Origin of the sequence: Bacterioplanes sanyensis (assembly GCF_014652515.1) — a bacterium.
GTDB classification, from domain to species: Bacteria; Pseudomonadota; Gammaproteobacteria; order Pseudomonadales; family Oceanobacteraceae; genus Bacterioplanes; species Bacterioplanes sanyensis.
The window spans coordinates 1-24,931 of sequence record NZ_BMYY01000010.1; the positions used below are offsets into that span (position 1 = coordinate 1).

General features: G+C 56.0%; 23 protein-coding genes. 13 read left to right on the forward strand and 10 right to left on the reverse strand.

Features of this window, described 5'->3' with window-relative positions:
- Positions 1-472: 472 nt before the first annotated feature.
- Positions 473-1,765: a tyrosine--tRNA ligase gene (gene tyrS, locus IE090_RS13445; protein WP_189388906.1), complete on the reverse strand. Its 1,293-nt coding sequence runs from the start codon at positions 1,763-1,765 to the stop codon at positions 473-475.
- Positions 1,766-1,950: 185 nt separating this feature from the next.
- Entirely contained in the window at positions 1,951-2,244 is a 294-nt protein-coding gene (locus IE090_RS17870; RefSeq protein WP_229815773.1) for a hypothetical protein, read from the reverse strand.
- 25 nt (positions 2,245-2,269) lie between these two features.
- On the opposite strand from IE090_RS17870, the gene IE090_RS13450 reads away from it, so the two are divergent.
- Complete coding sequence (locus IE090_RS13450) at positions 2,270-3,373, forward strand: M23 family metallopeptidase (RefSeq protein ID WP_229815774.1); 1,104 nt, start codon at positions 2,270-2,272, stop codon at positions 3,371-3,373.
- Positions 3,370-4,443, forward strand: a complete 1,074-nt coding sequence (locus IE090_RS13455) for an anhydro-N-acetylmuramic acid kinase (RefSeq protein WP_189388908.1) — start codon at positions 3,370-3,372, stop codon at positions 4,441-4,443. Before IE090_RS13450 ends, IE090_RS13455 begins: the two co-directional genes overlap by 4 nt.
- Here the strand turns inward: IE090_RS13455 and IE090_RS13460 are convergent.
- The 5 genes from IE090_RS13460 to argC all read right to left on the reverse strand — a co-directional run bounded on the left by IE090_RS13460 (position 4,440) and on the right by argC (position 7,595).
- Positions 4,440-4,889 (reverse strand): DsrE family protein, encoded by a 450-nt coding sequence (locus tag IE090_RS13460; protein WP_189388910.1) that lies wholly within the window; start codon positions 4,887-4,889, stop codon positions 4,440-4,442. The genes IE090_RS13455 and IE090_RS13460 overlap by 4 nt on opposite strands.
- 21 nt (positions 4,890-4,910) lie before the next feature.
- A complete protein-coding gene (erpA, locus tag IE090_RS13465; protein WP_189388912.1) occupies positions 4,911-5,258 on the reverse strand; it encodes an iron-sulfur cluster insertion protein ErpA in 348 nt (115 codons plus the stop codon).
- A gap of 95 nt (positions 5,259-5,353) precedes the next feature.
- Complete coding sequence (locus IE090_RS13470; RefSeq protein ID WP_189388914.1) at positions 5,354-5,794, reverse strand: bactofilin family protein; 441 nt, start codon at positions 5,792-5,794, stop codon at positions 5,354-5,356.
- Positions 5,794-6,537, reverse strand: coding sequence for a DUF6776 family protein (locus IE090_RS13475; protein ID WP_189388916.1), 744 nt, complete (start codon positions 6,535-6,537; stop codon positions 5,794-5,796). Before IE090_RS13475 ends, IE090_RS13470 begins: the two co-directional genes overlap by 1 nt.
- Positions 6,538-6,563: 26 nt before the next feature.
- Positions 6,564-7,595: an N-acetyl-gamma-glutamyl-phosphate reductase gene (argC, locus tag IE090_RS13480; RefSeq protein ID WP_189388917.1), complete on the reverse strand. Its 1,032-nt coding sequence runs from the start codon at positions 7,593-7,595 to the stop codon at positions 6,564-6,566.
- Positions 7,596-7,696: 101 nt separating this feature from the next.
- Here argC and IE090_RS13485 point away from each other — a divergent pair, with 101 nt between their 5' ends.
- From IE090_RS13485 to IE090_RS13500, 4 genes are read left to right on the forward strand one after another with little or no spacing between them, the layout of a single operon-like run.
- Positions 7,697-9,418 carry a chloride channel protein gene (locus IE090_RS13485; protein ID WP_189388918.1) on the forward strand — a complete coding sequence of 574 codons (1,722 nt, stop codon included), beginning with the start codon at positions 7,697-7,699 and terminating at the stop codon, positions 9,416-9,418.
- On the forward strand, positions 9,418-9,840 hold the full coding sequence (gene hemJ / locus IE090_RS13490; protein ID WP_189388919.1) for a protoporphyrinogen oxidase HemJ: 423 nt from the start codon (positions 9,418-9,420) through the stop codon (positions 9,838-9,840). The genes IE090_RS13485 and hemJ overlap by 1 nt, the downstream gene beginning before the upstream one ends.
- 13 nt (positions 9,841-9,853) lie before the next feature.
- Positions 9,854-11,149 carry a glutamate-1-semialdehyde 2,1-aminomutase gene (gene hemL, locus IE090_RS13495; RefSeq protein ID WP_229815775.1) on the forward strand — a complete coding sequence of 432 codons (1,296 nt, stop codon included), beginning with the start codon at positions 9,854-9,856 and terminating at the stop codon, positions 11,147-11,149.
- 9 nt (positions 11,150-11,158) lie between these two features.
- Entirely contained in the window at positions 11,159-11,728 is a 570-nt protein-coding gene (locus IE090_RS13500) for a hypothetical protein (protein WP_189388920.1), read from the forward strand.
- Here IE090_RS13500 and IE090_RS13505 read toward each other — a convergent pair.
- Complete coding sequence (locus IE090_RS13505; protein ID WP_189388921.1) at positions 11,715-12,188, reverse strand: tetratricopeptide repeat protein; 474 nt, start codon at positions 12,186-12,188, stop codon at positions 11,715-11,717. The genes IE090_RS13500 and IE090_RS13505 overlap by 14 nt on opposite strands.
- Entirely contained in the window at positions 12,167-14,527 is a 2,361-nt protein-coding gene (mrcB, locus tag IE090_RS13510; protein WP_189388922.1) for a penicillin-binding protein 1B, read from the reverse strand. The genes IE090_RS13505 and mrcB overlap by 22 nt, the downstream gene beginning before the upstream one ends.
- A gap of 231 nt (positions 14,528-14,758) precedes the next feature.
- Between mrcB and IE090_RS13515 the strand changes: the two genes are divergently transcribed.
- From IE090_RS13515 to IE090_RS13545, 7 genes are all read left to right on the forward strand, one after another.
- A complete protein-coding gene (locus IE090_RS13515; RefSeq protein WP_189388924.1) occupies positions 14,759-15,841 on the forward strand; it encodes a polyamine ABC transporter substrate-binding protein in 1,083 nt (360 codons plus the stop codon).
- Between the two features lie 218 nt (positions 15,842-16,059).
- The gene (locus tag IE090_RS13520) at positions 16,060-17,157 is read left to right on the forward strand and encodes an extracellular solute-binding protein (protein WP_189388926.1); all 1,098 of its coding nucleotides are present in this window, start codon (positions 16,060-16,062) and stop codon (positions 17,155-17,157) included.
- A 51-nt stretch (positions 17,158-17,208) separates the two neighbouring features.
- Positions 17,209-18,345, forward strand: coding sequence for an ABC transporter ATP-binding protein (locus tag IE090_RS13525; RefSeq protein ID WP_229815776.1), 1,137 nt, complete (start codon positions 17,209-17,211; stop codon positions 18,343-18,345).
- A 20-nt stretch (positions 18,346-18,365) separates the two neighbouring features.
- Positions 18,366-19,250 carry an ABC transporter permease subunit gene (locus tag IE090_RS13530; protein WP_229815777.1) on the forward strand — a complete coding sequence of 295 codons (885 nt, stop codon included), beginning with the start codon at positions 18,366-18,368 and terminating at the stop codon, positions 19,248-19,250.
- On the forward strand, positions 19,250-20,056 hold the full coding sequence (locus IE090_RS13535) for an ABC transporter permease subunit (RefSeq protein WP_189388930.1): 807 nt from the start codon (positions 19,250-19,252) through the stop codon (positions 20,054-20,056). Before IE090_RS13530 ends, IE090_RS13535 begins: the two co-directional genes overlap by 1 nt.
- Before the next feature lie 72 nt (positions 20,057-20,128).
- Positions 20,129-23,053, forward strand: coding sequence for a bifunctional [glutamate--ammonia ligase]-adenylyl-L-tyrosine phosphorylase/[glutamate--ammonia-ligase] adenylyltransferase (glnE, locus tag IE090_RS13540; protein WP_189388931.1), 2,925 nt, complete (start codon positions 20,129-20,131; stop codon positions 23,051-23,053).
- A 49-nt stretch (positions 23,054-23,102) separates the two neighbouring features.
- The gene (locus IE090_RS13545) at positions 23,103-24,032 is read left to right on the forward strand and encodes a branched-chain amino acid transaminase (RefSeq protein WP_189388933.1); all 930 of its coding nucleotides are present in this window, start codon (positions 23,103-23,105) and stop codon (positions 24,030-24,032) included.
- A 38-nt stretch (positions 24,033-24,070) separates the two neighbouring features.
- On the opposite strand, the gene IE090_RS13550 is transcribed toward IE090_RS13545, so the two are convergent.
- Positions 24,071-24,928 carry a hypothetical protein gene (locus IE090_RS13550; protein WP_189388935.1) on the reverse strand — a complete coding sequence of 286 codons (858 nt, stop codon included), beginning with the start codon at positions 24,926-24,928 and terminating at the stop codon, positions 24,071-24,073.
- Positions 24,929-24,931 lie beyond the last annotated feature (3 nt).

Genomic DNA, 24,931 nt, shown 5'->3' on the forward strand with positions numbered 1-24,931 from the left:
TTTTCGACGAGTTCTTACTTGATAATGCTTTGTCTCCAGAGCATCTCAGTAAGCACCCACACGTAATTGTCTAAATACTTTGTTAAAGAACAACGCTTCATTTCGCTGAAGCGGGCTGCGCATTTTAAAGTGTAACTTTTCAATGTCAACCTTTTCTTTCTGACCGATTTGGCTGTGCCTTGTCGCTCAGAGCGGGGCGCATTATAGAGCGTTAAATCTCAGCGTCAACCCCTTGTTTCTCTTAAGTTTTCTCAGCTTTTTTGAAAGCTGCCTCAACTCAAGAGCGGCGCATTATATAGAGCTTAATGCTGCCGTCAACACTTTCTTTTTGAATGTTTTTCGTAACTTTTGAGTCGCTCTAGACTCTTAGTTAACTTATTGAAAAACAAGAAGATTCCTGTGTTGCCTGAGCGCCTCAGCGATCAGGAGCGGCGCATTATAGAGAGTTCCAATGCGCCGTCAACCATTAATTCTAAACTTCGAACAAGTGGTACTTTTTCTTACCCAGCTTCACTAGGAAGAAACGCCCATACATCGCCTTCTCACTGCTGAAGATCTCGGCGCCCTTCATCAAATCGTCCATGCCATAGGCGTTGCCATTTACGATGACGGCATTGCGACCCAAAGCATCTTTAATTTGCTTGCCCTGGCCCAAGCCCGCCTCTGACAACACAGAAGTTAACGGCTTGTCCGCCAACTCACTGGTATCTAGATCGCTGGATGGCAAGCCATCTTGTTTGATTTGCTCCAGCTCTTGCTCGCTCAGCTCGGTCATATCGCCGGAGAACAAGGCTTCGGTAATGCGCTTTGCCGACTGCAGTGCCTCTTCACCGTGCACCAGACGGGTGACTTCTTCGGCCAAGATCGGCTGAACGGTTTTACGGCCTTCGATTTCGGCATCCGTTCGCTCAATTTCTTCAATCTGCTCGATCGGCAAGAAGGTGAAGTAGCGCAGGAACTTATAAGCATCTGCATCGGCGGTGTTCATCCAGAACTGGTAGAAGCTGTAAGGTGAGGTACGCGTTGCATCCAACCACACAGCACCGGATTCCGTTTTACCAAACTTGGTGCCATCGGATTTGGTAACCAGAGGCACGGTTAAACCGAAGGTTTGGGCACCGTTTTGACGGCGCGCCAAGTCGATACCACCAACAATGTTGCCCCACTGATCCGAACCACCCACTTGCAAGGTGCAGTCGTGCAGACGGTTCAGCTCGGCAAAGTCCATGCCCTGCAACAGCGCGTATGAGAACTCAGTAAAGGAGATGCCTGCACCATCACGATTTAAACGCTGCTGCACCGACTCTTTATTGATCATGGCATTGACGGAAAAGTGCTTACCGACATCGCGCAGGAAGTCGATCACGCTCATGTTGCCGGTCCAATCCAGGTTGTTAACCACGATGGCTGGGTTATCGACGCCGTCAAACTCCAGGAACTGGCTCACTTGACCACGAATTTTGTCGGCCCAGCCAGCGACGATGTCAGGCGTATTCAACTGACGTTCTGCCGCTTTGAAGCTGGGGTCACCGATCAAGCCAGTAGCACCGCCCACCAGCGCGATGGGTTTGTGGCCGGCTTGTTGAAAGCGCTTCAATACCAGCAACGGCACCAAGTGGCCTAAATGCAAGCTGTCGGCGGTGGGATCGAAGCCACAATACAAAGCACGCGAGCCTGAGTTCAGGTGATCCAATAATTCTTCATCAGCTGTGACCTGGTTAATCAGGCCCCGGGCTTTGAGGTCTTCAATCAATGCAGCGGTCATATCGGCACTCAATCTTGTGTTTTTCGAAAGGAGGCTGAACATACCTGAACAAAGGGTAAAATCAAGCCAGCGCCGCGCGAACGCGGCAGTCTAGGCGGTCACCTTGACACTTTGAACCATTCCAGCCGTCGCGATTGCGGTAATTCCTCAGCGGATTGTTTACACTGCCGGTGTTGTCAGAATGATTATAAGGTTACTGATATGCCGCTGCCGGGACGTTTGCAGTATTTCCCCGCTCCACACCTGATTGCTGCTTCTTTATTGTGTTTTGTTCTTTTCATTGTTTTTGTTTTGCCCTCGCCACAATCTGAGAAACGTTCGGTTTCCAGTAAAATAAGTCTGACTGAGAGCAACTCCTCAGTTAGCGATGCCAGCACTGCCGCTGCGGACACAACGGCAGCCACAGAAGATACCTCACCTCCAGTCACAACAGGTGCAGTCACCACAGAAACGCCAACTGTTGCTAAGTCTTCCGCCATTGAGCCGGTCATTACCCAACCACAGTTGCAGTGGGAAGATACCAAGATTCGCTCGGGCGATAGCTTGTCGACGATTTTTGAACGCCAGAAGTTGCGTGCCGCCGATATGTTAGAAGTGGCTGCCGTACTGCCCAAGGACGCGCTGAAACTGCAACCTGGTCAAACCCTGCGCTGGGTGCGCACGCAAGATGACCGTGTTCAGCACTTAGAGATTCTCATCTCGCCGCTCGCACGCCACAGCCTTGAGCGCGACGAACAGGGCGAGCTTCAGTATCAATTACTGGAGCGCGATGCCGAATATCGCCCCAGCCACGCTAAAGCGACCATCAACAACTCGCTGTTTGTCGATGGCACCAATGCCGGTATTCCTGAAGAAATTCTGATTGAACTGGCCGGTATCTTCGGCTGGGACATCGACTTTGCCCTGGATATTCGCAAAGGCGATCAGTTCAGTTTGATTTATGAGGAAGTCTTTTTAGATGGCAACAAGATTGGTAACGGCGACATCCTGATCGCACGATTTTTAAACAATGGCCGTGATTTAACCGCTGTGCGCTTTGAAGATGACAACGGCGATGGCAGTTACTACACGCCGGATGGTCACAGCATGCGTAAAGAGTTTTTGCGCAACCCCATCGACTTTTTCCGCATCAGCTCGCGCTTTAATCTGAACCGTAAGCACCCAGTCCTTAACCGCATTCGAGCGCACAAAGGCACCGATTATGCGGCGCCAACGGGCACGCCGATCAAAGCTGCAGGCGATGGCAAGATTACTTTTGCCGGCCGCAAAGGCGGCTTTGGTAATGTGGTGATTATTCAACACGGTACGCGCTATGAAACTCTGTACGCGCATATGAGCAAGTTTCATCGTCGCGCACGCAAAGGCCGTAGCGTCAAACAAGGCCAGGTCATTGGTTATGTTGGCAGCAGCGGCTTGGCGACGGGCCCACACCTGCACTATGAATTCCGTGTGGATGGTGTGCACCGCGACTCTTTGCGCGTCAAGTTACCCAAAGCTCGCTCTATCCCTAAAGCACAAAAGACTGCCTTTTTGCAGCATGCCGAGAACATGCAATCCTGGTTGCAGTCTGGCTTGAGTGAGTTGGCCACAGCGGATGGCCAGCCATGACGCTGGCCATTGGCCTGATGTCAGGCACCAGTGCCGATGGCCTGGATGCCGCGCTGGTTAAACTCGACCCACAACCGCAGCTGATTGCCAGCCATAGCCACCGCTACTCTAGCGAGCTAAGCCAACAGTTGCGCCAGTTAGCACTGGCTCAGCAGGTGGCCGTCGATGAGCTGATGGCCGTTCAGCATCAGCTGGCACAATGCAGTGTTCATAGTGTTCATGCTTTGCTGCAGAGCGCTGGCGTCACAGCAAGTGAGGTGAGTGTGATCGGCAGCCATGGGCATACTCTGCGCCACCGGCCACAACCGCAGGGCTTTAGTTGGCAGCTGGACGACCCCAGCTGGATTGCCGAGCACACTGGCATTTGCGTGGTCGCTGATATGCGCCGCCGTGACATTGCCGCCGGCGGCCAAGGCGCGCCACTGGTGCCAGCCTTTCATCGTGCCATGATGGCTGAACACAACGGCATGGTGCTCAATATTGGTGGCATCGCCAACCTGACCGTGCTGCAAGGCGATGATGTGCATGGCTTCGATTGTGGCCCAGGCAACACCTTATTGGATGAATATTGCCAGCAACAACAGCTGGGGCGCTGCGATATAGGCGGCCAGTTGGCCGCTCAGGGCCAAGCCGACATGGTGTTGGTCGAGCAGTGGCTGCAGCACGAGTTCTTCCAGTGCCCACCGCCACGCAGTACCGGCCGCGAGCTGTTTCATTTGGCCCACTACCCGCAACTGGTTTCACTCGCCGAAGCTGATGCGCTGGCCACACTGACGCAATTCAGCGCTGCCAGCATCGCCGCCGCAATTAATGCCTACGGTTTGCCACAAGGACCATTGTGGGTATGTGGCGGTGGGGTGCACAACGCCACACTGATGCAGGCGCTGCAGACCGCACTGCCACACCATGCGCTGGCCTCAACAGAAGTGCTGGGAATGGATCCGGACTGGGTCGAGGCCATGGCCTTTGCCTGGCTGGCGCAGCAAACGCTGACGCATCAAGCCGGCTCACTGGCGTCGGTCACCGGCGCTCGTGGTGGGCGAATTTTAGGTGGGATTTATCCGGCCTAGAAAAATGCGTAGCCTGCCTCTTGCAGGCGCTGAACTTCAGCGCCGCCGAACGGCACGGGTTCAAGAAAGGCGGGTAACTCTTCTGCCACAACGCCATGATCGCCCATCCAGCGCTGACACACTTTCAAATCGACGACATTGAATGCGTCCAAGCGCGCCGCCAGATCGACCAGCGATTTGTGAGTGCTGTATTGGCTGCGTTTGAACAGTTGAATTTCTTGGCCATGCAGGACGATGGCGATGGGCTCTTCGGTGCGGTATTGACCCTCACCGCCCGCGATTTGTTCTGCCCGACTGAGCAGCTGCTGCAGCTCATCGGCGGTGTGTAGCTCCACCAGCGCCTGCAGTTTCTGTGGTGCACTCACCTGTGGCATCAATGATTGCGAGGCGGGCTCTGCTACCACCAAGGTTGACATCAACATCAAGCAACACAGCAATACTCGCATACACCGCCTCCGGCAGTTGTTTTAAACAGAAAACGACGATCCACAGCCACAGGTAGAAGTCGCGCTTGGGTTATCCACCGTAAAACGTGAGCCTTCCAAGCCTTCTTTATAATCCAGTACCGAGCCCACCAAGTAGCCGTAGCTGAGAGAGTCCACCAAAACGCGCACATTGCCTTCGGTAATTAAGGCGTCATCGTCGGCACGCTCGTCGTCAAAGGTAAACCCGTATTGAAAGCCAGAGCAACCACCGCCGGTGACAAATACCCGCAGGCACAGCTCGTCATCGGCTTCGTCTTCTAGCAGCTCACGCACCTTGTCCTTGGCAGCCTCAGTTAATTCGAAAGGTGCAGCTTGTTCAACAGCGCTCATAAGGACTCCGCTTGCAGGCCCAATGGGCCTGGATAATTAATTCGTTCACGGGGCTCGCCTCCGTAAGAACGGCATTATCGGCTTACCCGACCAAATCAGTCAACTTTACCTGGAGCACCGCCGTCATTACTCATGGCAGCCGGATCTGGAGCTTGGTCTTTCTTTTTAGTTTGGCCTTTGGCCTGATGGTTAAGTTTGCCGTTGACCTCTGCCCCCAGCACCATTTCCATGGCGTGGTAATACACATCGCCGGTAACACGGGCTTTTTTCGCTAACTCTATGTATTCGCCGGCGTGTACGTCGCCATGCACTTCGCCATTAATAATGATATTGGGAGCATGAATTTGGCCTTCTACTCGGCCTTTATCACTAATGCGCACAATGGCACCGGAGCCGGCTTCGGCCAGCAAATTGCCTTTAATCACGCCATCCACATGCAAGCCGCCGGTGAACTTGAGGTCGCCGGCAATTTCCGTTTTCGACGACACCAGGGTATCAAAATGGGCGCTACTGCCCTTGTCTTTACTGCTAAACATTACGCCTCTCCTTGAGGTTGCGGCCAATCTTCTGTGCGCTCAACGCGCTGTGCTTTATTACCTGTGGCCTGCAACACCACTTGTATCTTTTGCGGCTGAAAGCCGCTGGGCAAGGTCAGCTGACCTTTAACTTCCTGAAAGTAGCGGAAGCGAAACTTAATGCCCAACTCGGTAACCTCGTTGTCGAGATCACGCAGCGGCAAAATGACCTGCTCGCCATTTTGGCGGCCAATGATATTAATGGCTGCCAAGCCACTGACGTAGCTGGAGTTATCAGCGACTTGGGTCAGCATGATGGAGTAACCGATGCGGTCGCCATCTGGGTTACCCACTTCTACTTTGCTGACTCGTAAGCCTTCATCGCCAGAGCTAGGCGCCATAATACCTTTGTAGAAGCTGACTTCTTCTTCCAGCGTTGCGACTTGGGCTTTCAGTGCTTTAACGGTTTGGCGAATGTCCTCCGCCGCTTTGCGATCGACTTCGCCGCCTTTTTCCAGCACTTTAACGCGCTGGCTCAGTTCCACCATGGAGCGCTCCGCCTCTAGCAACTGTTGCTGCAAGCTATCTCGTTGCAAGGTGAGCGCGTTAACTTTCTCCAAACTTTGGTAAATACCACCGAAATAGCCACCGCCACCCGTTAGCGCCAGCAGCAAAATGATATAAAAGAACCGTCGTAAACGTTGCCCAGGCTGATAATGCTGGATCACCAAACGGTCTTGTTGGCTGCCTTTAACTACCGACATATCGCTACATCCTTATCAATGCGGGTTTAAGGCATCAGAGCGACGTGCTCTAAACCGGTATTCTCGGGTAAGCCAAACATGAGATTCATGTTTTGCACCGCTTGGCCGGAAGCACCTTTGACCAAGTTATCGATGGCCGACAAGATCACCACTTGATCGCTATCGATTAACTTATGCACCGCAAGGCGGCACACGTTGCTGCCTTTAACACTGCGCGTGCTTGGCTGGCTACCGGCAGGCATCACGTCCACAAACGGCTCATCGGCGTAGCGCTGCTCGAACAGCTGCTGCAGCTCCACTTGACTCAACTCGCTACGGCAATACAGGGTGGCATGAATGCCGCGAATCATAGGCACCAGATGTGGAATAAAGGTGACATCCGTGGGGCTGCCCGCGGCATGGCTGAGCACTTGGCGAATTTCAGGCAAGTGGCGATGACCCGAGACACCATAAGCGTGCAAAGACTCACTGGCCTCACACAGCAGCGAGCCCACTTTGGCGCCGCGACCGGCGCCGCTGACGCCGGTTTTGCAGTCAGCAATGATGCGCTGATCCTGCAACAAGCCCTTCTCTACCAGCGGTAACAAGCCCAATTCAATGGAGGTCGGAAAGCAACCCGGCACCGCCACCAAACGACTTTCAACAATCTGTTGGCGATACAGCTCTGGCAAGCCATAAGCGGCTTCAGGCAACAAGTGAGGAGCGCCATGCTCTTGGTTGTACCAAGCCTCCCAAGTAGGCACATCCGTCAGACGGAAGTCAGCAGACAAATCAACAATGCGTGCTCCAGCTTGCAGCACGTCGTCGGCCAGGGCATGGGCCACACCGTGGGGCGTGGCAAAAAATACCACATCGCACTCACCCAAGGTTTTGCTGTCGGGCACGCTGAAGGCAAGGTCGGTGTGGCCGCGCAGGTTGGGGTACATCTCCGCAACCGCCACCCCCTCTTCGCTGCGCGAGGTAATCACACGCAGTTCAGCTTGAGGGTGATGCGCCAAAATACGCAGTAACTCGACTCCGGTGTATCCCGTTCCGCCTACAATACCGACTTTGATCACAGCGTCCCCCTTCAACCAAATGCTTATAAAAGAAGCGTATAATATAGCTTATGCATGTCGGTGCACACCGGCCCCTGTTACCCGCAACCGATGGAATGTTTATGCGATGGCCTGGCCTGCGCCAACATTGGCAACAGCAGATTGCCCTGTCCGATAGCCAGGTCAGTTTGGTGTTGCTGGCATTGCTGGTCGGGCTAGCCAGTGCCGGGGTTATCACCTTGTTTCGCCTCGCCATCGAATGGCCGTTAGTACAATGGCTGCCGATTTCCCATCCAGAAGATTATGAAAGCCTCACCCCCTGGCTCCGTGCTGCCCTGGTGCTGCTGGGCGGCTCCCTACTGCTATTGCTGTTTTACAACTTACCCAAGCATCGTCAGCAGATCGGCGTCGCCCATGTGCTGGAGCGCATGGAACAGCACCAAGGCTATTTGCCGTTAAGCAATCTGATGGTGCAGTTTTTTGCTGCCATCGTGGCTTTGCTCAGCGGCCACAGTGCCGGTCGCGAAGGGCCGGCCATTCACCTCGGCGCCGGCGTCGCCAGCCAGATCGGCCAACGTGCCGGTTTGGCTCACCATCGACTGCGTATTTTAACTGGTTGCGGCGTTGCCAGTGCCATCGCCGCCTCCTTCAACACCCCGATGGCAGGCGTTATTTTTGCCATGGAGGTGGTGCTGCTGGAGTACAGCATTCGCGGCTTTATTCCCATTATTTTGGCCTCCGTCGCCGGAGCTTTGGTCAGTGAGGCAATCTTTGGCGCTGAGCCTGCATTTGCCGTACCGGCACTGGACATGCACTCGTTGCAGGAAATCCCATTCATTCTGCTGCTCGGCGTGCTGGCTGGTTTGCTCGCCGCCGGCTTTATCGCCTTAGTGCGGCGCGTTCGAGCACTGCAACATTGGCCACTGTGGTTGCGCTGGGGCGGGTTAAGCCTGGCAACCGCAGTCGTCAGCATTTGGTGGCCGCAGCTACTGGGCATCGGCTATGACACCGTCGATGCCGCCATGCTAGGTGAGCTTGCCTTGTCGACCTTGATCATTTTACTGTGCGGCAAACTGTTGTTGGCCGCCTGGGCGGCCGGCGTCGGCTTTCCCGCGGGCTTGATTGGCCCAGTGATGTTTATTGGCGCCATGCTGGGCAGCCTGCTGGCCCACCTATCGTTGCAGTGGTACCCAGATTACGCAGTGAGCATTGGCTTTTATGCCCTACTCGGCATGGCCGCTTTAATGGGCTCCACATTGCGGGCACCGCTAGCGGCGTTGGTGGCGTTGCTGGAGTTAACCGCCAACCCTAATGTCATCATGCCCGGCATGCTCGCCATTGTGATCGCCAGCTTAGTCGTCAGCGAAGTGTTTCATTTGCCATCTGTTTTCAAACTGCAGCCCGCTGCCAACGCAGAACCCAGCCCAGTGCAGCAACTGTTGCGCAACACTTGGGTGGCGCCGCTATTGCAGCGCTCCTTTGTTGCCGTTGACCGGCACATTGGCATGACCACCGCGGAATGGGTGTTAGCCGAGCGCATTGACTGGCTGCTGTTACAGCAAGAGCGCATCTTGTTGCCCGCCGTCGACTTGGCGCGCTGGCTGGAGCAGCAAGAGCAGATGCCAGAGCAAATAGACTTGCTAGCGATACCAGCCGAGCGCCAACCGACCGAGTGGATAGCCCTGCGCGCGAATCTTCAGGATGCCTTAGACCAAATGCAGTCGGCTCAATTACAATGGCTGGCCGTAACACGCCATGAACGCGAACCGCAGTGCATTGGCCTGCTGTCTCGCGAACAAATCGAACACTTCTACCGCTATCAACCGATGCGTACGGAGCCCTGATGCTGTGGGTCAAAGCCTTTCATATCGTTGCCGTAGTGACCTGGTTCGCTGCGATCTTCTATTTGCCACGTTTATTCGTCTACCACGCCAGCGCTGAGGATGAAATCTCACGTGAGCGCTTTAAAATCATGGAGCGCAAGCTCTATCGCGGCATCATGTGGCCGTCGATGGTGGCGGTCATTGCGCTGGGGCTGTGGCTAATCAGCTTTAGCCCAGACTACTACCTTAAGGCCGGCTGGCTGCACGCCAAGCTAACTCTGGTAGCGGCCTTGGTGGGCTATCACCTGTACTGCGGCCATTTGCGTAAGGTGTTCCTCAACGACCAAAACCAGCGCTCGCATGTGTTTTATCGCTGGTTTAACGAAATTCCTGTTTTCATTTTGATCGCCGTCGTCATTCTGGCGGTCGTTAAACCCTTTTGATTGAGAGCTGTTTATGAGCTATTCCATTGCCCAATCCGAGTCTTTATTTAATGCCGCTCAGCAACATATTCCTGGCGGGGTGAATTCGCCCGTGCGTGCATTTAAAGGGGTGGGCGGTACGCCCATCTTTTTCGACCATGCCAAAGGCGCTTATGTTTTTGACGTCGATGGCAACCGTTACATCGATTACGTCGGCTCTTGGGGGCCGATGATTCTGGGTCACAGCGCGCCAGAAATTTTAGACGCCGTACGCGAGCGCATGGACAAAGGCCTGAGCTTTGGTGCGCCCACTGGCATCGAAACCGAAATGGCCAACGAAGTGTGCAAACTGGTGCCTTCTATGGACATGGTGCGCATGACCAACTCTGGCACCGAAGCCACCATGAGCGCCATTCGCCTGGCCCGCGGCTACACCGGCCGCGACAAACTGGTGAAATTTGAAGGCTGCTACCACGGTCACGCCGACTCGCTATTAGTGAAAGCCGGCTCCGGCGCGCTGACCTTAGGCGTACCGACGTCTCCCGGCGTGCCAGCGTCCGTCGCCGAACACACCATTACTCTGGAATTTAACAACCTCGACAGCGTGCGCGAATGCTTTGCTCAAGTCGGCGATCAGGTGGCAGCCATCATCGTTGAGCCAGTGGCCGGCAATATGAACTGCATTCCACCGAGCAAGTCGTTCCTGCAGGGCCTGCGCGAGCTGTGTGATGTGCACGGCGTGGTGCTGATTTTTGACGAAGTCATGACCGGTTTTCGCGTCGCGATGGGCGGCGCTCAGGCCTGGTACGACGTCACCCCCGACATGACCTGCCTGGGCAAAGTCATTGGCGGCGGCCTGCCAGTGGGGGCATTTGGTGGTAAGCGCGCCATCATGGAGCATTTGGCCCCGCTCGGCCCGGTCTATCAAGCCGGTACCTTGTCAGGCAACCCACTGGCCATGTCGGCCGGCCTGGCGATGATGAAAGCGATTCAAAAGCCTGGCCTCTACGAGCAGCTCAACGCCCGCGTCGAGCAAATGACCGACGGCTTCCAGCAAGCCGCCAACAAACACGGCCTGCCTTTTACCACTAACCGTGCCGGCTCTATGTTTGGTTTGTTCTTTACCGAGCTGGAGCAAGTGAGTTGCTTTAAAGACGTCGCTGAGCACTGTGACGGCGAGCGCTTTAACCGCTTCTTCCACGGCATGTTGGAGCAAGGTGTCTACTTGGCGCCGTCATCGTTTGAAGCCGGCTTTATGTCAGCGGCGCACAGCGAGCAAGACATCAACGATACCATCGCCGCTGCCGAGCGAGTGATGGCGACGCTGTAGGCCAGCACTATGTGGATGATCGGAAGCCTGCTGGCCATGGCCACAGCGCTGGCCATGGCTTGGGTGACACGCCCACGTTCTGAGTGGAGTGGCGGCGACGCGGGACGCTTTTGCACCGCCGTAATCCTGCTGCCTGCCGGGCTGCTGAATGCCCTGGCCACCGGTACGCAAACGGGTGACTTGCACCAAGCCGCACAGCTGTTGCTGCAACTGAGCTTGTACGCTGGTTTGCCGCTGTTGGCCGCCATTGTGGTGGCCGAGCAGCTGGGTCACTTCTTTAGCCGCTTGATTTGGGGGCGGGCATTGCTAGCCATTTGCGCCGTGTTCGCTCTGCTGCGCACCAGCCCGTATTTGCATTACTGGCTACTGCTGGTGTTGATCGCTGCGGGGCTAGGCTTGCTGTGGGGAGCACTGCAGCAGCGCCGCGCTTGTTGGCTGGCACTGCCATTGTGGTTGCTTGTATTGGCCAGTTTCTGGGCGCTGAACATGCCACAGCATGCCGCCCTCTGGCTGTGGCTAGCGGCCAGCGGTGCCGTGTTAACCGCCGTGCGCCGCTTGCCTGAGGCTAGCTCTGACTGACCACTCGCCGACGCTGCTGCTCGGCGGCGTCGCTTTTGCCCTGGGCATCCAGGGCTTCGGCTAACAACAAACGCAGCCGCTGACTCAGCTCTGGCTGCTGACTAAACACCAGCGCGCGGCGCAACAGCTGCTCGGCACGGTTGGCCTCATTCAGCTGCAAACTCACCCACGCCTGACGATACAAAATGGCGGCATTGCGCGGCTGAATCTGCCGGGCTTGGTCGAGGTAAGTCAGTGCGCGCTGCCATTGCCTTTGCTGGCGTGCCTGCTCCGCTTGAGCAAACAAAGCGGCCACCGCCGGGTGATGCTGGCCTTGATCCAGCGCCGCCAACATGCCGCTATGCCAGCGCGGCAACTGCTCCACCCCAACCTCTGGCTGCATCGCCACCGGGTATACCGCTTGGTTAGAACAACCCGCCAGCAGGGCCAGCAGCGCTGCTAGAACAACCAATCGAACCATGATTTTTCCTCCGTTGGTGACGCCTCCGACTGGCAAGCCGCCACGTCCGGCTGCCAGGTTTTGAGCGCTTGTGCGGTAAATGGATACTCGCTGGCGCGACGATCACGACACCCTTGCGGCAGCAGCTGACCATCGGCCAATACCGGATACCACTGCAACGCCGCAGCCTCAGGCAAAGCTTCTACACCGATGCGGGCAAAGGCATTGCGCCACAACGGCAGCGCGCCACTGCTGCCCGCCACCGGCATGGGTTGGTTATCATCACGCCCGACCCAGAACACGCCCAAATGACGATTATCGAAACCGGCAAACCAGGCATCGCGTTGCTCATCACTGGTGCCGGTTTTGGCCGCCAGCGGCACGTTAAACTGCTGTTGCAATGCCCGAGCCGTGCCCGAGTCCACCACTTGCTCCAAGCCATAGCGCAACCATTGCATCAAGGCTGGATCAACGCGCTGCTCCGCTTCGATGGCATAAGACGACAAGGTGTGTCCGTCTACTGTGGTCACCGCTTCAATGGTACGCAGCGGCATATGAAAGCCTTGCGAGGCGATGGTTTGATAAAAACCTGCCACTTCCAAGGGGCTGGTATCAATGGAACCGAGCAGTATCGATGGATACGGCGGTATGTCGCCCTCCAAACCCAGCTGGCGCAAGGTGCTGACCACGGTTTCTAAGCCGATGTTCATCCCCAAACGCGCCGTGGCTTGGTTGAGTGAGCGACGCAATGCGGCCTCTAGAGTGACATCGCCGTGGCTTTGCATATCGTAGTTTTTCGGCGCCCAGCGCTGCCCGCCCTGGCCGGTGACCACCACAGGTCGGTCACTGATCGGTGTGGCCCAGTGATAGCGCCCGCTTTGTAGAGCCGCCAAATACACCGCTGGCTTCACCAGCGAGCCCATTTGCCGGCGCGCATTTAACGCGCGGTTAAAGCCAAAAAATTCCGCTTTGCGCGAGCCCAGCAAAGCACGGATTTCACCGCCATCGACGCTGGTGACGACGGCGGCGGTTTCCAGTTGATCTTTATGCTTGGGGTGGCGCCGCTCCAGGCGCTGCAATTCTTCATCCGCAGCCTGCTCAACGGCGTGCTGAATCCAGGGGTCTAGGGTGGTGAAAATATTGAGCCCTTCACTTTGCAGATCCGCCAGGCGGTAATCGCGCTGCAGCTGTTTTTTCGCCAGCTCTAAAAACGCCGGGTACTCACGCTGACCGGCGCGGCGCGGCGAGGCCGTGGTCAAAGCTTGGCCCTGGGCGCGAATGCGCTGCTGCTCAGAAATAATGCCATGCTGTGCCATCAGCCCCAGAATCAGATCACGGCGCTGCTTGGCGCGCCGCGGATGACGACGCGGATTGTAATAGGACGCGCCCTTTACCAAGCCGACCAAGGTCGCTGACTCCGCCAACGTAAGCTCGCGTACGGACTTGCCAAAATAAAACCGCGCCGCCAGGCCAAAGCCATGAATGGCGCGGCGGCCCGCCTGGCCCAAATACACTTCATTCAGGTAAGCCTGCAAAATCGCTTCTTTGTCGTAGTGCAGTTCCAGCAAAATCGACATCAAAGCTTCTTGCGCCTTGCGACTTAAGGTGCGCTCCGAGGTTAAAAAGAAGTTTTTCACCAGCTGCTGGGTCAGCGTCGAGCCGCCCTGCACCATGCCGCCGGCGCGCATATTGGCCAGCATGGCGCGGGCAATGCCGCGCACGGAAATGCCCCAATGATCAAAAAAGCTCTGATCCTCGGTAATGATCAGCGCCGCGATTAACTCGGGCGGCACATTATCTAAGCGCACCAGTTCGCGGTCTTCATTGTGCGAGGGAAAGATGCCGCCAATGTATTGCGGCTCTAGCCGCACCAACGCCTGCTCGCCCTGGGCGTCCCAGATGCGCGCTACTCGCCCTTGCTTCAGTTCAATACGCAACTGGCGGGCGGGCTCAGCGCCATCCCAAAAAGGAAAAGCACGGCGATAAATCAGCCAATCATCGCCCCGGCGAGCAAAGCTGCCTGCCACGGCGGCATCGGCACTGCTGCGATAATCCGCCCACTGCAGTTCGGCTTTCAGTTGTTGCGCCGACAACGCCAGACCTGGGTAGAGCGTCAGCGGCCGAGCATACACCTTGGCCGGCAAATCCCATTTGTTGCCCTCAAAGCGCTCGCGCACTTGGGCATCCAGATACACCAGATACGCCGCCAGCAACACACTAAACACTGCCGATAAGCGCCAAAACCAGCGCCAAAAAGAGAATTTGCGTACCGCCGGCCGCTTGGCTTTACTGCCTCTGGCACTAGAGGATTTGCGCGATTTGCTAGCAGCGGTGGTGGGTTTGCGTTTGCGAGCGGCCATAGGATGCTAATAACTAAGGTGCCGTTAACTAGGGTGCCGGCATCATATCAGCCTCTGGCCAGCTTTCCAGCAGCTGCCCGTGGCAGCCACGTCGTTTTCACAGCGTGCGCCAATCAACAGATATTGGATGACAAATAACCAGTTTGGCTTTATCGTGCGCGCCCTTTTTGGCCGCGTTCATGCCCGCCATGAACGCATTCCATCACTTTTGACCCGGGGAGACTCAGCCGCATGAAAAAACTGCTGACCGCTCTAACTGCCAGCATGGCCCTGACGGCACACGCCGAGCAAAGCCTGCATATCTACAACTGGTCGGACTACATTGCCGAAGACACCATTGCCAACTTCGAGCAAGAAACCGGTATTCGCGTCACTTATGACGTATACGATGCTAATGAAGTGCTGGAAGCCAAGATGCTGGCTGGCAGCAGTGGCTATGATTTGATTTTCCCCACCGCTCGTCCCTTTGCCGACCGCCTGCTGCGCGCTGAGCTGCTGCAACCGTTGCAGCTGGAACAGCTGGATCAACACAGCAACCTGGACCCAGTGATACTCAACTCGCTGAGCAAAATAGACCCAGACAATCAGCACCTGATCCCGTACATGTGGGGCAGCAGTGGCATTGCCTACAACGTCGATAAAGTCACCGCCATTCTCGGTGATGACATGCCACTGGACACCTGGCGCCTGGTGTTTGACCCCGAAATCACAGCGCAGTTAAAAGATTGCGGCATTGCCTTGATGGACGACCCGATCGAAGTCTTTATGGCGGCGCGGACCTATCAAGGCGCAGCTACGGACGATTTCAGCCGCGCTGCCATCAACTCGGTGGCTGACACCATCAGCGCCGTGCGCCCGCACATTCGTTATTTCCACAGCTCGCAAACCATTAACGACATGGCCAACGGCGACATCTGTGTGGCCCATGGTTACTCCGGCGATATGCTGCAAGCGCAAGACCGCGCCGATGAAGCCGACAATGGCGTGCAAATTCAGTACGTTGTGCCTCAAGAAGGCGCCGTGGTTTGGACCGACGTGGTGGCGATTCCCGCCGATGCTCCTAATGTTGAAGCGGCGCATCAGTTCCTCAACTATTTGATGCGCCCCGAGGTCATTGCCGACATCACTAACTACGTTGCTTATGCCAATGCCAACAGCGCGGCCACCGAGCTGCTCGATGAAGACATTCGCAGCAATCCTGGCATTTATCCACCCAAAGCGACCCAGGAAAAACTGATCGTGCTGACGCCCCCCGGTGAGCGCGAGCTGCGCAACCTCAACCGTATGTGGACGCGCGCCAAAACCAATCGCTAGCGCTGGCGGCGCAGGTCGTAACGGCCTGCGCCAGCATCATTACGCGTAATCGTCACGATCAAATCAATTTGCTGTATTTTTGCCCGCCATGTTCGCACTATTGCGCGCCGTAGCAGGGCGCGGCCTCACACCAGACCCTCAAACCCACTGCGGTGGCCGAAAACGACCTCCATGGCCGTTGGCCTGTTTATTGAGTTTTCCGTGAGGAGATCAAGCTGATGCTGAAACGCGTTGCAACCACTGGCCTGCTGATGTTGGGCCTACTTCATTTAGCCCCAACGACCGCGCAAGAAACCCTGCGCATATACAACTGGTCGGATTACATTGCCGAAGACACGCTGGCCAACTTCCAGCAACAAACGGGTATTCGCGTGGTGTACGACCTGTACGACTCCAACGAAATGCTGGAAGCCAAAATGCTGGCCGGCCGCAGCGGTTATGACCTGGTGTTCCCTAGCGCGCGTCCGTTTGCTGAGCGGCTGATGAAAGCCAAGCTGTACCAGCCTATTGATTCTCACAGCCTCAGCGGCTGGCAACAGCTGGACGCTGACATTTTGGCCTCGTTGCAAGACATGGACCCAGGCAACCAGTTTTTGCTGCCCTATATGTGGGGCACCACCGGCTTGGCCTACAACCGCGATAAAGTCGCCGCCATCTTAGGCGATGACATGCCAGGTGACAGCTGGCGTCTGGTATTTGACCCCGCCATAGCCAGCCGTTTGGCTGGCTGTGGTATCGCCTTGATGGACGATGCCTTGGAAGTACTGGTCGCAGCTCAAGCCTACCTGGGCATGGGCCGTGCTGATTACAGCCAGCAAGCGCTGCAGCAAGCCGCCGCCGTGGTGGCAGCGGTGCGCCCGCAGGTGCGCTACTTCCACAATTCGCAAACCATTAACGATTTGGCCAATGGCGACTTATGCGTGGCGCATGGTTACTCCGGCGACATGCTGCAAGCACAAAGTCGCGCCCAAGAAGCCGGCCAGGGCGTGCACATTGAATACGTGGTGCCGCGCGAGGGCGCGGTGGTATGGACGGACGTCGCTGCCATTCCGGTGGATGCACCCAACCCCAAAGCCGCCAAGCAGTTTCTGAGTTATTTGCTGCAGCCGCAGGTGATCGCCGATATCAGCAACTCGGTGCAGTATGCCAATGCAAATTTAGCGGCAACGGCTTTACTGGATGAACAAATCCGGCATCATCCCGGCATTTATCCGCCGGCAGCCACTCGCCAGCGCTTACTGACCCTGCCGCTACCCGAGGACAAACAGGCACGGCTAATGTCGCGCACCTGGACCCGCATCAAAAGCGGTAAATAAACATCTAGCCCCCCAGCGGGGCTTTCAACTTTGCAGGAGTACCTTGTCAGCATGGCCTCGATGTCACCCAGCCCAGCAGACAACGTCTGGACCGCCAGCGATGAAGAACCCATTGTTCGCATCGAAGGCGTTACCAAAACCTTTGGCGCGACCTACGCCGTCGACGATGTCAGCCTGACCATTCAGCGCGGCGAGTTCTTCTCCCTGCTGGGCTCTTCAGGCTGCGGCAAAACCACCTTGCTGCGCATGTTAGGTGGATTCGAAACGCCCGATAGCGGCCGCATTTACATCGATGGCCAAGACGTTACCGACCTGCCGCCCTACCTGCGCCCGGTCAATATGATGTTCCAGAACTACGCGCTGTTTCCGCACATGACGGTGGCGCAGAACATTGCATATGGCCTCAAACAAGACCGCATGCCCAAGCCGGTAATCGCCGAGCGCGTCGCCGAGGTCATGGCCTTGGTGCAAATCAGTCAGCTGGCCGAGCGCAAGCCGCAGCAGCTTTCTGGCGGCCAGCGTCAGCGCGTCGCCCTCGCCCGCGCTCTCGCCAAGCACCCGAAAATTCTGTTGCTGGATGAACCTCTGGGCGCGTTGGATAAAAAACTGCGCGAGCAAACCCAATTTGAGCTGGTGAACATTCAAGAGCGCCTGGGCATTACCTTTGTGGTCGTCACCCACGACCAAGAAGAAGCCATGACCATGTCGTCACGCATTGCCTTAATGCACGACGGTCGTATCGAGCAAATGGATACCCCAAGACGCATGTACGAGTTCCCGGCGACGCGCTACGCCGCCAACTTTATTGGCCTGGTGAATTTATTTAGCGGCTATGTCACCGAGCACGAAGACGATCTGGTCACGCTGCACAGCGACGAAGCGGGCTGCGATTTACAGGTACATCACAGTCAACCCTTGGCCAGCGGCATGGAAGTAACCGTCGCCGTGCGCCCCGAGAAGATTCGCGTGTATGAGCAACACCGCGACCTGCCCAACCGCATCCATGGCGTGATTGAAGAAATTGCCTACTTGGGTGACGTCTCCATTTATCACGTGAAATTGGCGAGCGGTAAAACCATTCAGTTCACCCAGTCCAATGTGCAAGCACTGGCCGAGCAGCCGCTAACCTGGGGCCAGGAAGTGGCCCTTGGCTGGAGCGCCGACAGCTGCGGGGTATTAACCCAATGAAGGAGTTGCAGACCCGGCTCATGCCTCATCAGCGTCGACTGTTAATGGCCGTGCCTTGGCTGTGGCTGGCGGTATTTTTTATGCTGCCATTTTTGTTTGTCGTGAAAATCTCGCTATCAGAGCCGATGCTGGCGCAGCCACCCTACGCCGATTTGATTCGCAGCGTCGAAGATGGCCTGGTCACGATTCAAATCAACCTCGGCAACTACGCCTTATTGTGGGAGGACCCGCTGTACCGTGAGGCGCTGTGGGGGTCGGTCAAAGTAGCGCTGGTATCGACCGTCTTATGCCTACTGATCGGCTACCCCATGGCCTATGGCATCGCTAGGGCGCCCTCCCATTGGCGCCTGCCACTGCTGATGCTGATCATTCTGCCGTTTTGGACGTCGTTTTTGATTCGTGTGTACGCCTGGATTGGCATCCTAAAAAACAACGGCCTGCTGAATCAGTTTTTACTCTGGCTCGGCGTTATCGATCAGCCGTTAGCCATTTTGCACACCAGCACTGCGGTCTATATCGGCGTGGTGTACAGCTATTTGCCATTTTTGGTGCTGCCTCTATACGCCACCTTGATTCGCCTCGACAACACCTTGCTCGAAGCAGCGGCAGATTTAGGCGCACGTCCCTGGCGCCAGTTTGTGAGCATTACCTTGCCGCAGTCGCTGCCTGGCGTATTGGCAGGTTCGATGCTGGTGTTTATTCCGGTGATGGGCGAGTTCGTTATTCCAGATCTGCTCGGCGGTCCAGACACTTTAATGATCGGCAAACTGATGTGGACCGAGTTTTTCGCCAATAAAGACTGGCCGGTGGCGTCATCGCTGGCGTCTGTATTGCTGCTGGTGTTGGTGGTGCCCTTTGTGCTGATGCGCCATTACGAGCAACGTCTGGCAGAGGAGCAAGGCTGATGCTGAAAAAACATCCACTGCTGGTATTGGCCTTAGTGGCTGGCTACGCCTTTTTGTACGCGCCCATCATCAGTCTGGTGGTGTATTCCTTTAACGACAGCCGCCTGGTCACCGTATGGGGCGGTTTTAGCACGCGCTGGTACGGCGAGCTGATGAATAACGAGCCGCTGTTAGAAGCGGCGTGGATGAGCATTAAAATCGCTGGCCTGAACGCCAGCTTGGCGGTGGTGCTAGGCACCTTGGCGGCACTGGCACTGGTGCGGCTGCGCAAACAGCGTGGCCATCAAAGCCTCGGGGTCATGGTCACAGCGCCTTTGGTGATGCCAGAAATCATGATCGGCTTATCACTGTTATTGTTGTTTGTGGCTATGGAAGACGTGTTCGGCTGGCCGCAAGGCCGCGGCATGCTGACCATCTTGCTGGCGCATGTGACCTTTTCCATGGCCTACGTCACCGTCATTGTACAAAGTCGGCTGGCCCATATGGATCGCTCGTTAGAAGAAGCGGCACTGGATTTGGGTGCACGGCCAATGACGGTGTTTTTCACCATTACCTTGCCACTCATCGCACCGGCACTGGGTGCTGGCTGGCTGCTGGCCTTTACCCTATCGATGGACGATTTGGTGATTGCCAGCTTTGTCTCCGGCCCGGGTTCTACCACCTTGCCGATGGTGGTTTATTCCAGCGTGCGCTTGGGGGTCAGTCCGCAAATCAATGCCTTGGCAACCATTATCATTGCCGTGGTGGCGTTAGCGGTGCTCATTACCGGCGTTAGCTTGTATCGCAAAGAGATGCGGCAGGCTTGATCTAAAACCTGCGTAAATCCACGCAACTCGCTACAGTAGCAGCTTCTGGGTAAAACTTTGGAGCTGCTACCTATGCTGCCACCGGCGCTGCAATCTCACTGGCAAAGCGTGTTCGAGCAATTGGCCGATACTTGGCAACTGCGCCAGGCGGACTGGCCTGGCTTTTGGCAACAGCTGAGTGAACAGCGGCAGCAGCAGTGCCAGCGGGTATTGTGCTTGAGTGATTTTGTCGCCGACTCCGTCGCCAAAGAGCCGGATTATTGGCAAAACATCCTCGCCGAGGCTGAATTGGATGTGCCGCTAACACGCCAGCACTTTAGCCAGTGGTTGGATCAGCTCAGTGACGGTGCACAAACCGAAGAAGACTGGCATAAGGCTCTACGTTTACTGCGCCGAAGGGCGCAAAGCCACATTATTTGGCGCGACCTGCTGCGCACAGCCACTACCTTGCAAACCACCCGCGCCCTGTCCGAACTGGCCGACGAGTGTGTGAGCCGCACCCTGGCGTTTTTAACCCCGCAACTGCAGCAGCGCTACGGCGCGCCTATGGGCAAACACAGCGGCAGCGAGCAACACCTGCAGGTGTTGGGCATGGGCAAGCTGGGTGCCTACGAGCTGAACCTCAGCTCCGACATCGATCTGATTTTTACCTATCCCGAGTCTGGTGATACGCAAGGGCCCAAAGTCATCAGCAACCAAGAGTATTTTATTAAGCTCGGGCAAAAGCTCATACAGGCGTTAGATACCGTCACCATCGACGGTTTTGTATTTCGCACCGACATGCGCTTGCGGCCCTATGGCCAGAGCGGCCCGCTGGTGATGAACTTTGCCTCGATGGAGGCTTATTACCAGGAGCAGGGCCGCGACTGGGAGCGCTACGCCATGGTTAAAGCGCGCGTGATGACCGGCGAAGACAACCCTGCCGCGCAAGAGCTATTGAGCATTCTGCGGCCCTTTACCTATCGCCAGTACGTCGACTTCAGCGCCTTTGATTCGCTACGCTCGATGAAGGCCATGATCAATGCCGAGGTGCGCCGCCGCGGGCTAGAGATGAACGTCAAACTTGGCCCCGGCGGTATTCGCGAGGTGGAGTTTATCGTACAGGCGTTTCAATTGATTCGCGGCGGCCAAGACAGCGATTTGCAAACCCGCGAACTGTGCAAAGTGCTGGATATTCTCGCCGCCGATGGCTACTTGCCCGCCAATGCCTGCAGCGAGCTGAAACAGGCGTATTTGTTTTTACGCAATGTCGAGCACGCCATTCAAGCGCGCCACGATGAGCAAACCCAGCAGCTGCCAGACAACGAGTTTGATCAGCTGCGCTTGGCCATCGCTCTCGGCTTTGACGACTGGGCAAGCTTTTTAGCCGAGCTGCAACAACATCGCGACATCGTTAGCCTGCACTTTTCTCATATTGTCGCCAGCGATGACGACGATGAGCACACACCCGATCTGGATCATGCCTGGCACGACTTATGGCTGGGCGAATTGCATGGCCAGCAAGAGCTCGATTTTTTAGATCAGTTTCCCTGTGCGCGCTCAGAGGAAGTACAGCAACGCTTAGAGCGTTTTCGCCAATCGCGGGCCGTGCTCAATATGCAGCAAATTGGTCGCCAGCGCTTGGATGCGTTAATGCCTAAATTGCTCGCGCAACTGTGGCAAGGCGAGCAGCCCGTGACGACGCTGGAGCGCATTATCCCGCTGCTGGAGGCCGTGCTGCGCCGCACGGCGTATTTGGTGCTATTGAACGAAAACCCACAAGCGCTGGAACAACTGGTGCGTTTGTGCGGCGCCTCCAGCTGGGTGGCCGAATACATTGCCGCCACGCCGCTGCTGCTTGATGAGCTACTGGTGCCCGACACACTTTATCGCCTGCCTGATAAAGCCGAACTGGCAGAAGAGCTGCACCTGCGCTTGTTGCGCATTGATGCCGATGACCTGGAGCAGCAAATGGAGCAGCTGCGTCAGTTTTTACGGGCGCACAAGCTTCGCGCCGCGGCTTGTGAAGTGATGGAAGCTTTGCCACTGATGCAGGTCAGCGACTATTTAACCTGGTTAGCCGAGGTTATCTTAGAGAAGGTTGTGCGCTTAGCCTTTGAGCAAATGGTCGCCAAATATGGCTACCCGACCAACGCCGACAAAGAGCCCGTCACTGAACCTGAGTTTGCCGTCATTGGCTACGGCAAGGTCGGCGGACTGGAGTTGAGCTACAGCTCGGATTTAGACCTGGTGTTTTTGCACAACAGCGCCAGTAACCGCTACACCACGGGCGAGCGCAGCCAAGATAACGGCGTGTTCTACACCCGCATGGGCCAGCGCATCATTCATATCATGACCACGCAAACACGTTCCGGCGACTTATACGAAGTGGACATGCGCCTTAGACCTTCGGGTAACTCCGGCATGATCGTCGCCTCAATGAAAGCCTTTGCTGAATATCAGCAACAGCACGCCTGGACCTGGGAACACCAGGCCTTAGTGCGCGCCCGGGTTTTGTGTGGCAGTGCCAGCGCTGCTGCGGAGTTTGACGCCATTCGTCGCGCTATATTGGCGCGCCGGCGCGATGTCAGCGAGCTTGCCAAAGAAGTGCGTCACATGCGTGAGAAAATGCGTGAGCACCTTGGTTCCAAAGACAAACAGGGCCAACAATTCCAGCTGAAACAAGACACAGGGGGTATTGTTGATATCGAGTTTCTGGTTCAATACGGAGTCTTGGCCTGGTCCTGCCAGCACCCGCCGTTACTGGATGTTACCGACAACATGCGGTTGCTGGATGCGTTCGCAGCCACGGGTCTGATGGATTCACAAGATCAGCAGACCTTACAGGAAACCTACCTGTCCTACCGAGCCGAAACTCACCGGCGAGCACTGCAAAAACAAACCTTGCTGCTAGAGCAAGAGCGCGTTCAGACACTAGGCTTTGAAGCGCGGCGCCAGCAAGTAATGCGGTTATGGAACCGCTGGTTAGAGGCTGACCACGAACAGCCTGAAACTTAACAATCGGGGCTGCCGGCAATGGCGGCCAACAGTGTAGAAAGAGGTCGATATGCTACCTTCCATGGCGGACCGCGACGGTCTGATCTGGTTAGACGGAGAGTTGGTTGACTGGCGCGATGCCAAAGTCCACGTGCTAACTCACACCCTGCATTATGGTATGGGCGTTTTTGAAGGTGTGCGGGCGTATGAGACCGATCAGGGTGCGGCGATTTTCCGTTTGCAGGAACACACCGACCGCCTGTTCCGCTCCGCCCACATTCTCGGCATTCAAATGCCGTATACCAAAGAAGAAATTAACGAAGCGCAGCGTGCTGCGGTGCGTGAGAACAATCTCGACAGCGCCTACATTCGCCCCATGGTGTTTTACGGCAGCGAAGGCATGGGGCTGCGCGCCGACAACTTAAAAGTGCACGTCATGGTCGCCGCCTGGGAATGGCCAGCGTACATGGGTGAAGAAGCCAAAACCCAAGGCATTCGCATTCGCACGTCGTCGTACACTCGTCATCACGTCAACATCACCATGTGTAAAGCCAAGGCCAACGGCAACTACATTAACTCTATGTTGGCACTGCGCGAAGCCATCGACAGTGGCTGTGAAGAGGCCTTGCTGCTGGACAACGAAGGCTACGTTGCTGAAGGCTCAGGTGAGAATATTTTTGTCATTCGCGACGGTGTGATTTACACCCCGGAGCTGACCTCGTGCCTCGACGGCATCACTCGTAAAACCATTATGGAGTTTGCCCACAACCTCGGTTATACGGTGCAAGAGAAACGCATTACGCGTGACGAAGTTTACATCGCTGATGAAGCCTTCTTTACCGGTACCGCGGCTGAAGTGCTGCCGATTCAATCCCTTGATGGCCGTATTATTGGTGAAGGCCGCCGCGGCCCGCTCACCGAGCAACTGCAAACCCTCTACTTTGACCAAGTCACCGGCAAGCGTGACTATAAGCCAGAGTGGCAGACGCTGGTGAAGTAAGTAGCCATAAAAAACCCCGCTTCTGCGGGGTTTTTTATTTATAGGATGACGTCACCGCTTAGAGTGTATTCATAAACACAGCGATATTGGTAGGTCCCGTCGTCACTGACTTCTTCGTAGACAGAGCCACCTTTACCAGAGACCTTGCCAGCATTCGTGACAGAGAGATTGTGATTGAAGTCCTCGCTAAAGTTCAAGCCATCGACGTTTTCAGACTTACTTATAGATGTTGTAAATGTATTGCCATCCGTCGACTTAAACGGCAGCTTTTCTTTGCCCCAATAGATGTAACCACGTTTCCAGCTAATAACCTGGTAAGCAACAGAGACTGCCTCGCCACCACTGTCCTCTTCACCGGTCTCGGTGCATTCGGATTTATCCCTGTTTTCCAACTCCAGCAAATATTCGTGGCTGCTCAAGCCAGCACTGCTGCGGTTGGCTTCCACAATGGTCAAGGCAAAATCACCGCTGCCTTCCTCACTAGATACCGTCACGCTGTATTGACGACCGCCCACGGCCTCAAACACCAGCATTTCATTCGAGGTATCAAGCCAGGCGGACGTCATATCAACGCCAGTGCCTTCAACGTCTAGATCGGCATCAGGGGCTGAGCCGGTTAAGCGCACCAAGGTAGTCTTATCCTCTGGTGCCACGAAACTGATCACTAGCTCGCTGTCTTGACCAATGCTGCCCGTCACGTGAGAGTTGTACTCCACCGTGGCATCCGTTGTGATCTCTACATTTTTCAGTTCAGGTGCCGCTTGCGGGCCTTTGATGCCATCCTGAAAGCTGACCTCGACGCGCGGGGCGCGCTGGCTGCTGTCGCCGCCAGAACCACCGCAGGCCGCAACGGCCACCGCCAGCACCACTGGCGTCATCCATTTTAATTCCTTCATTTC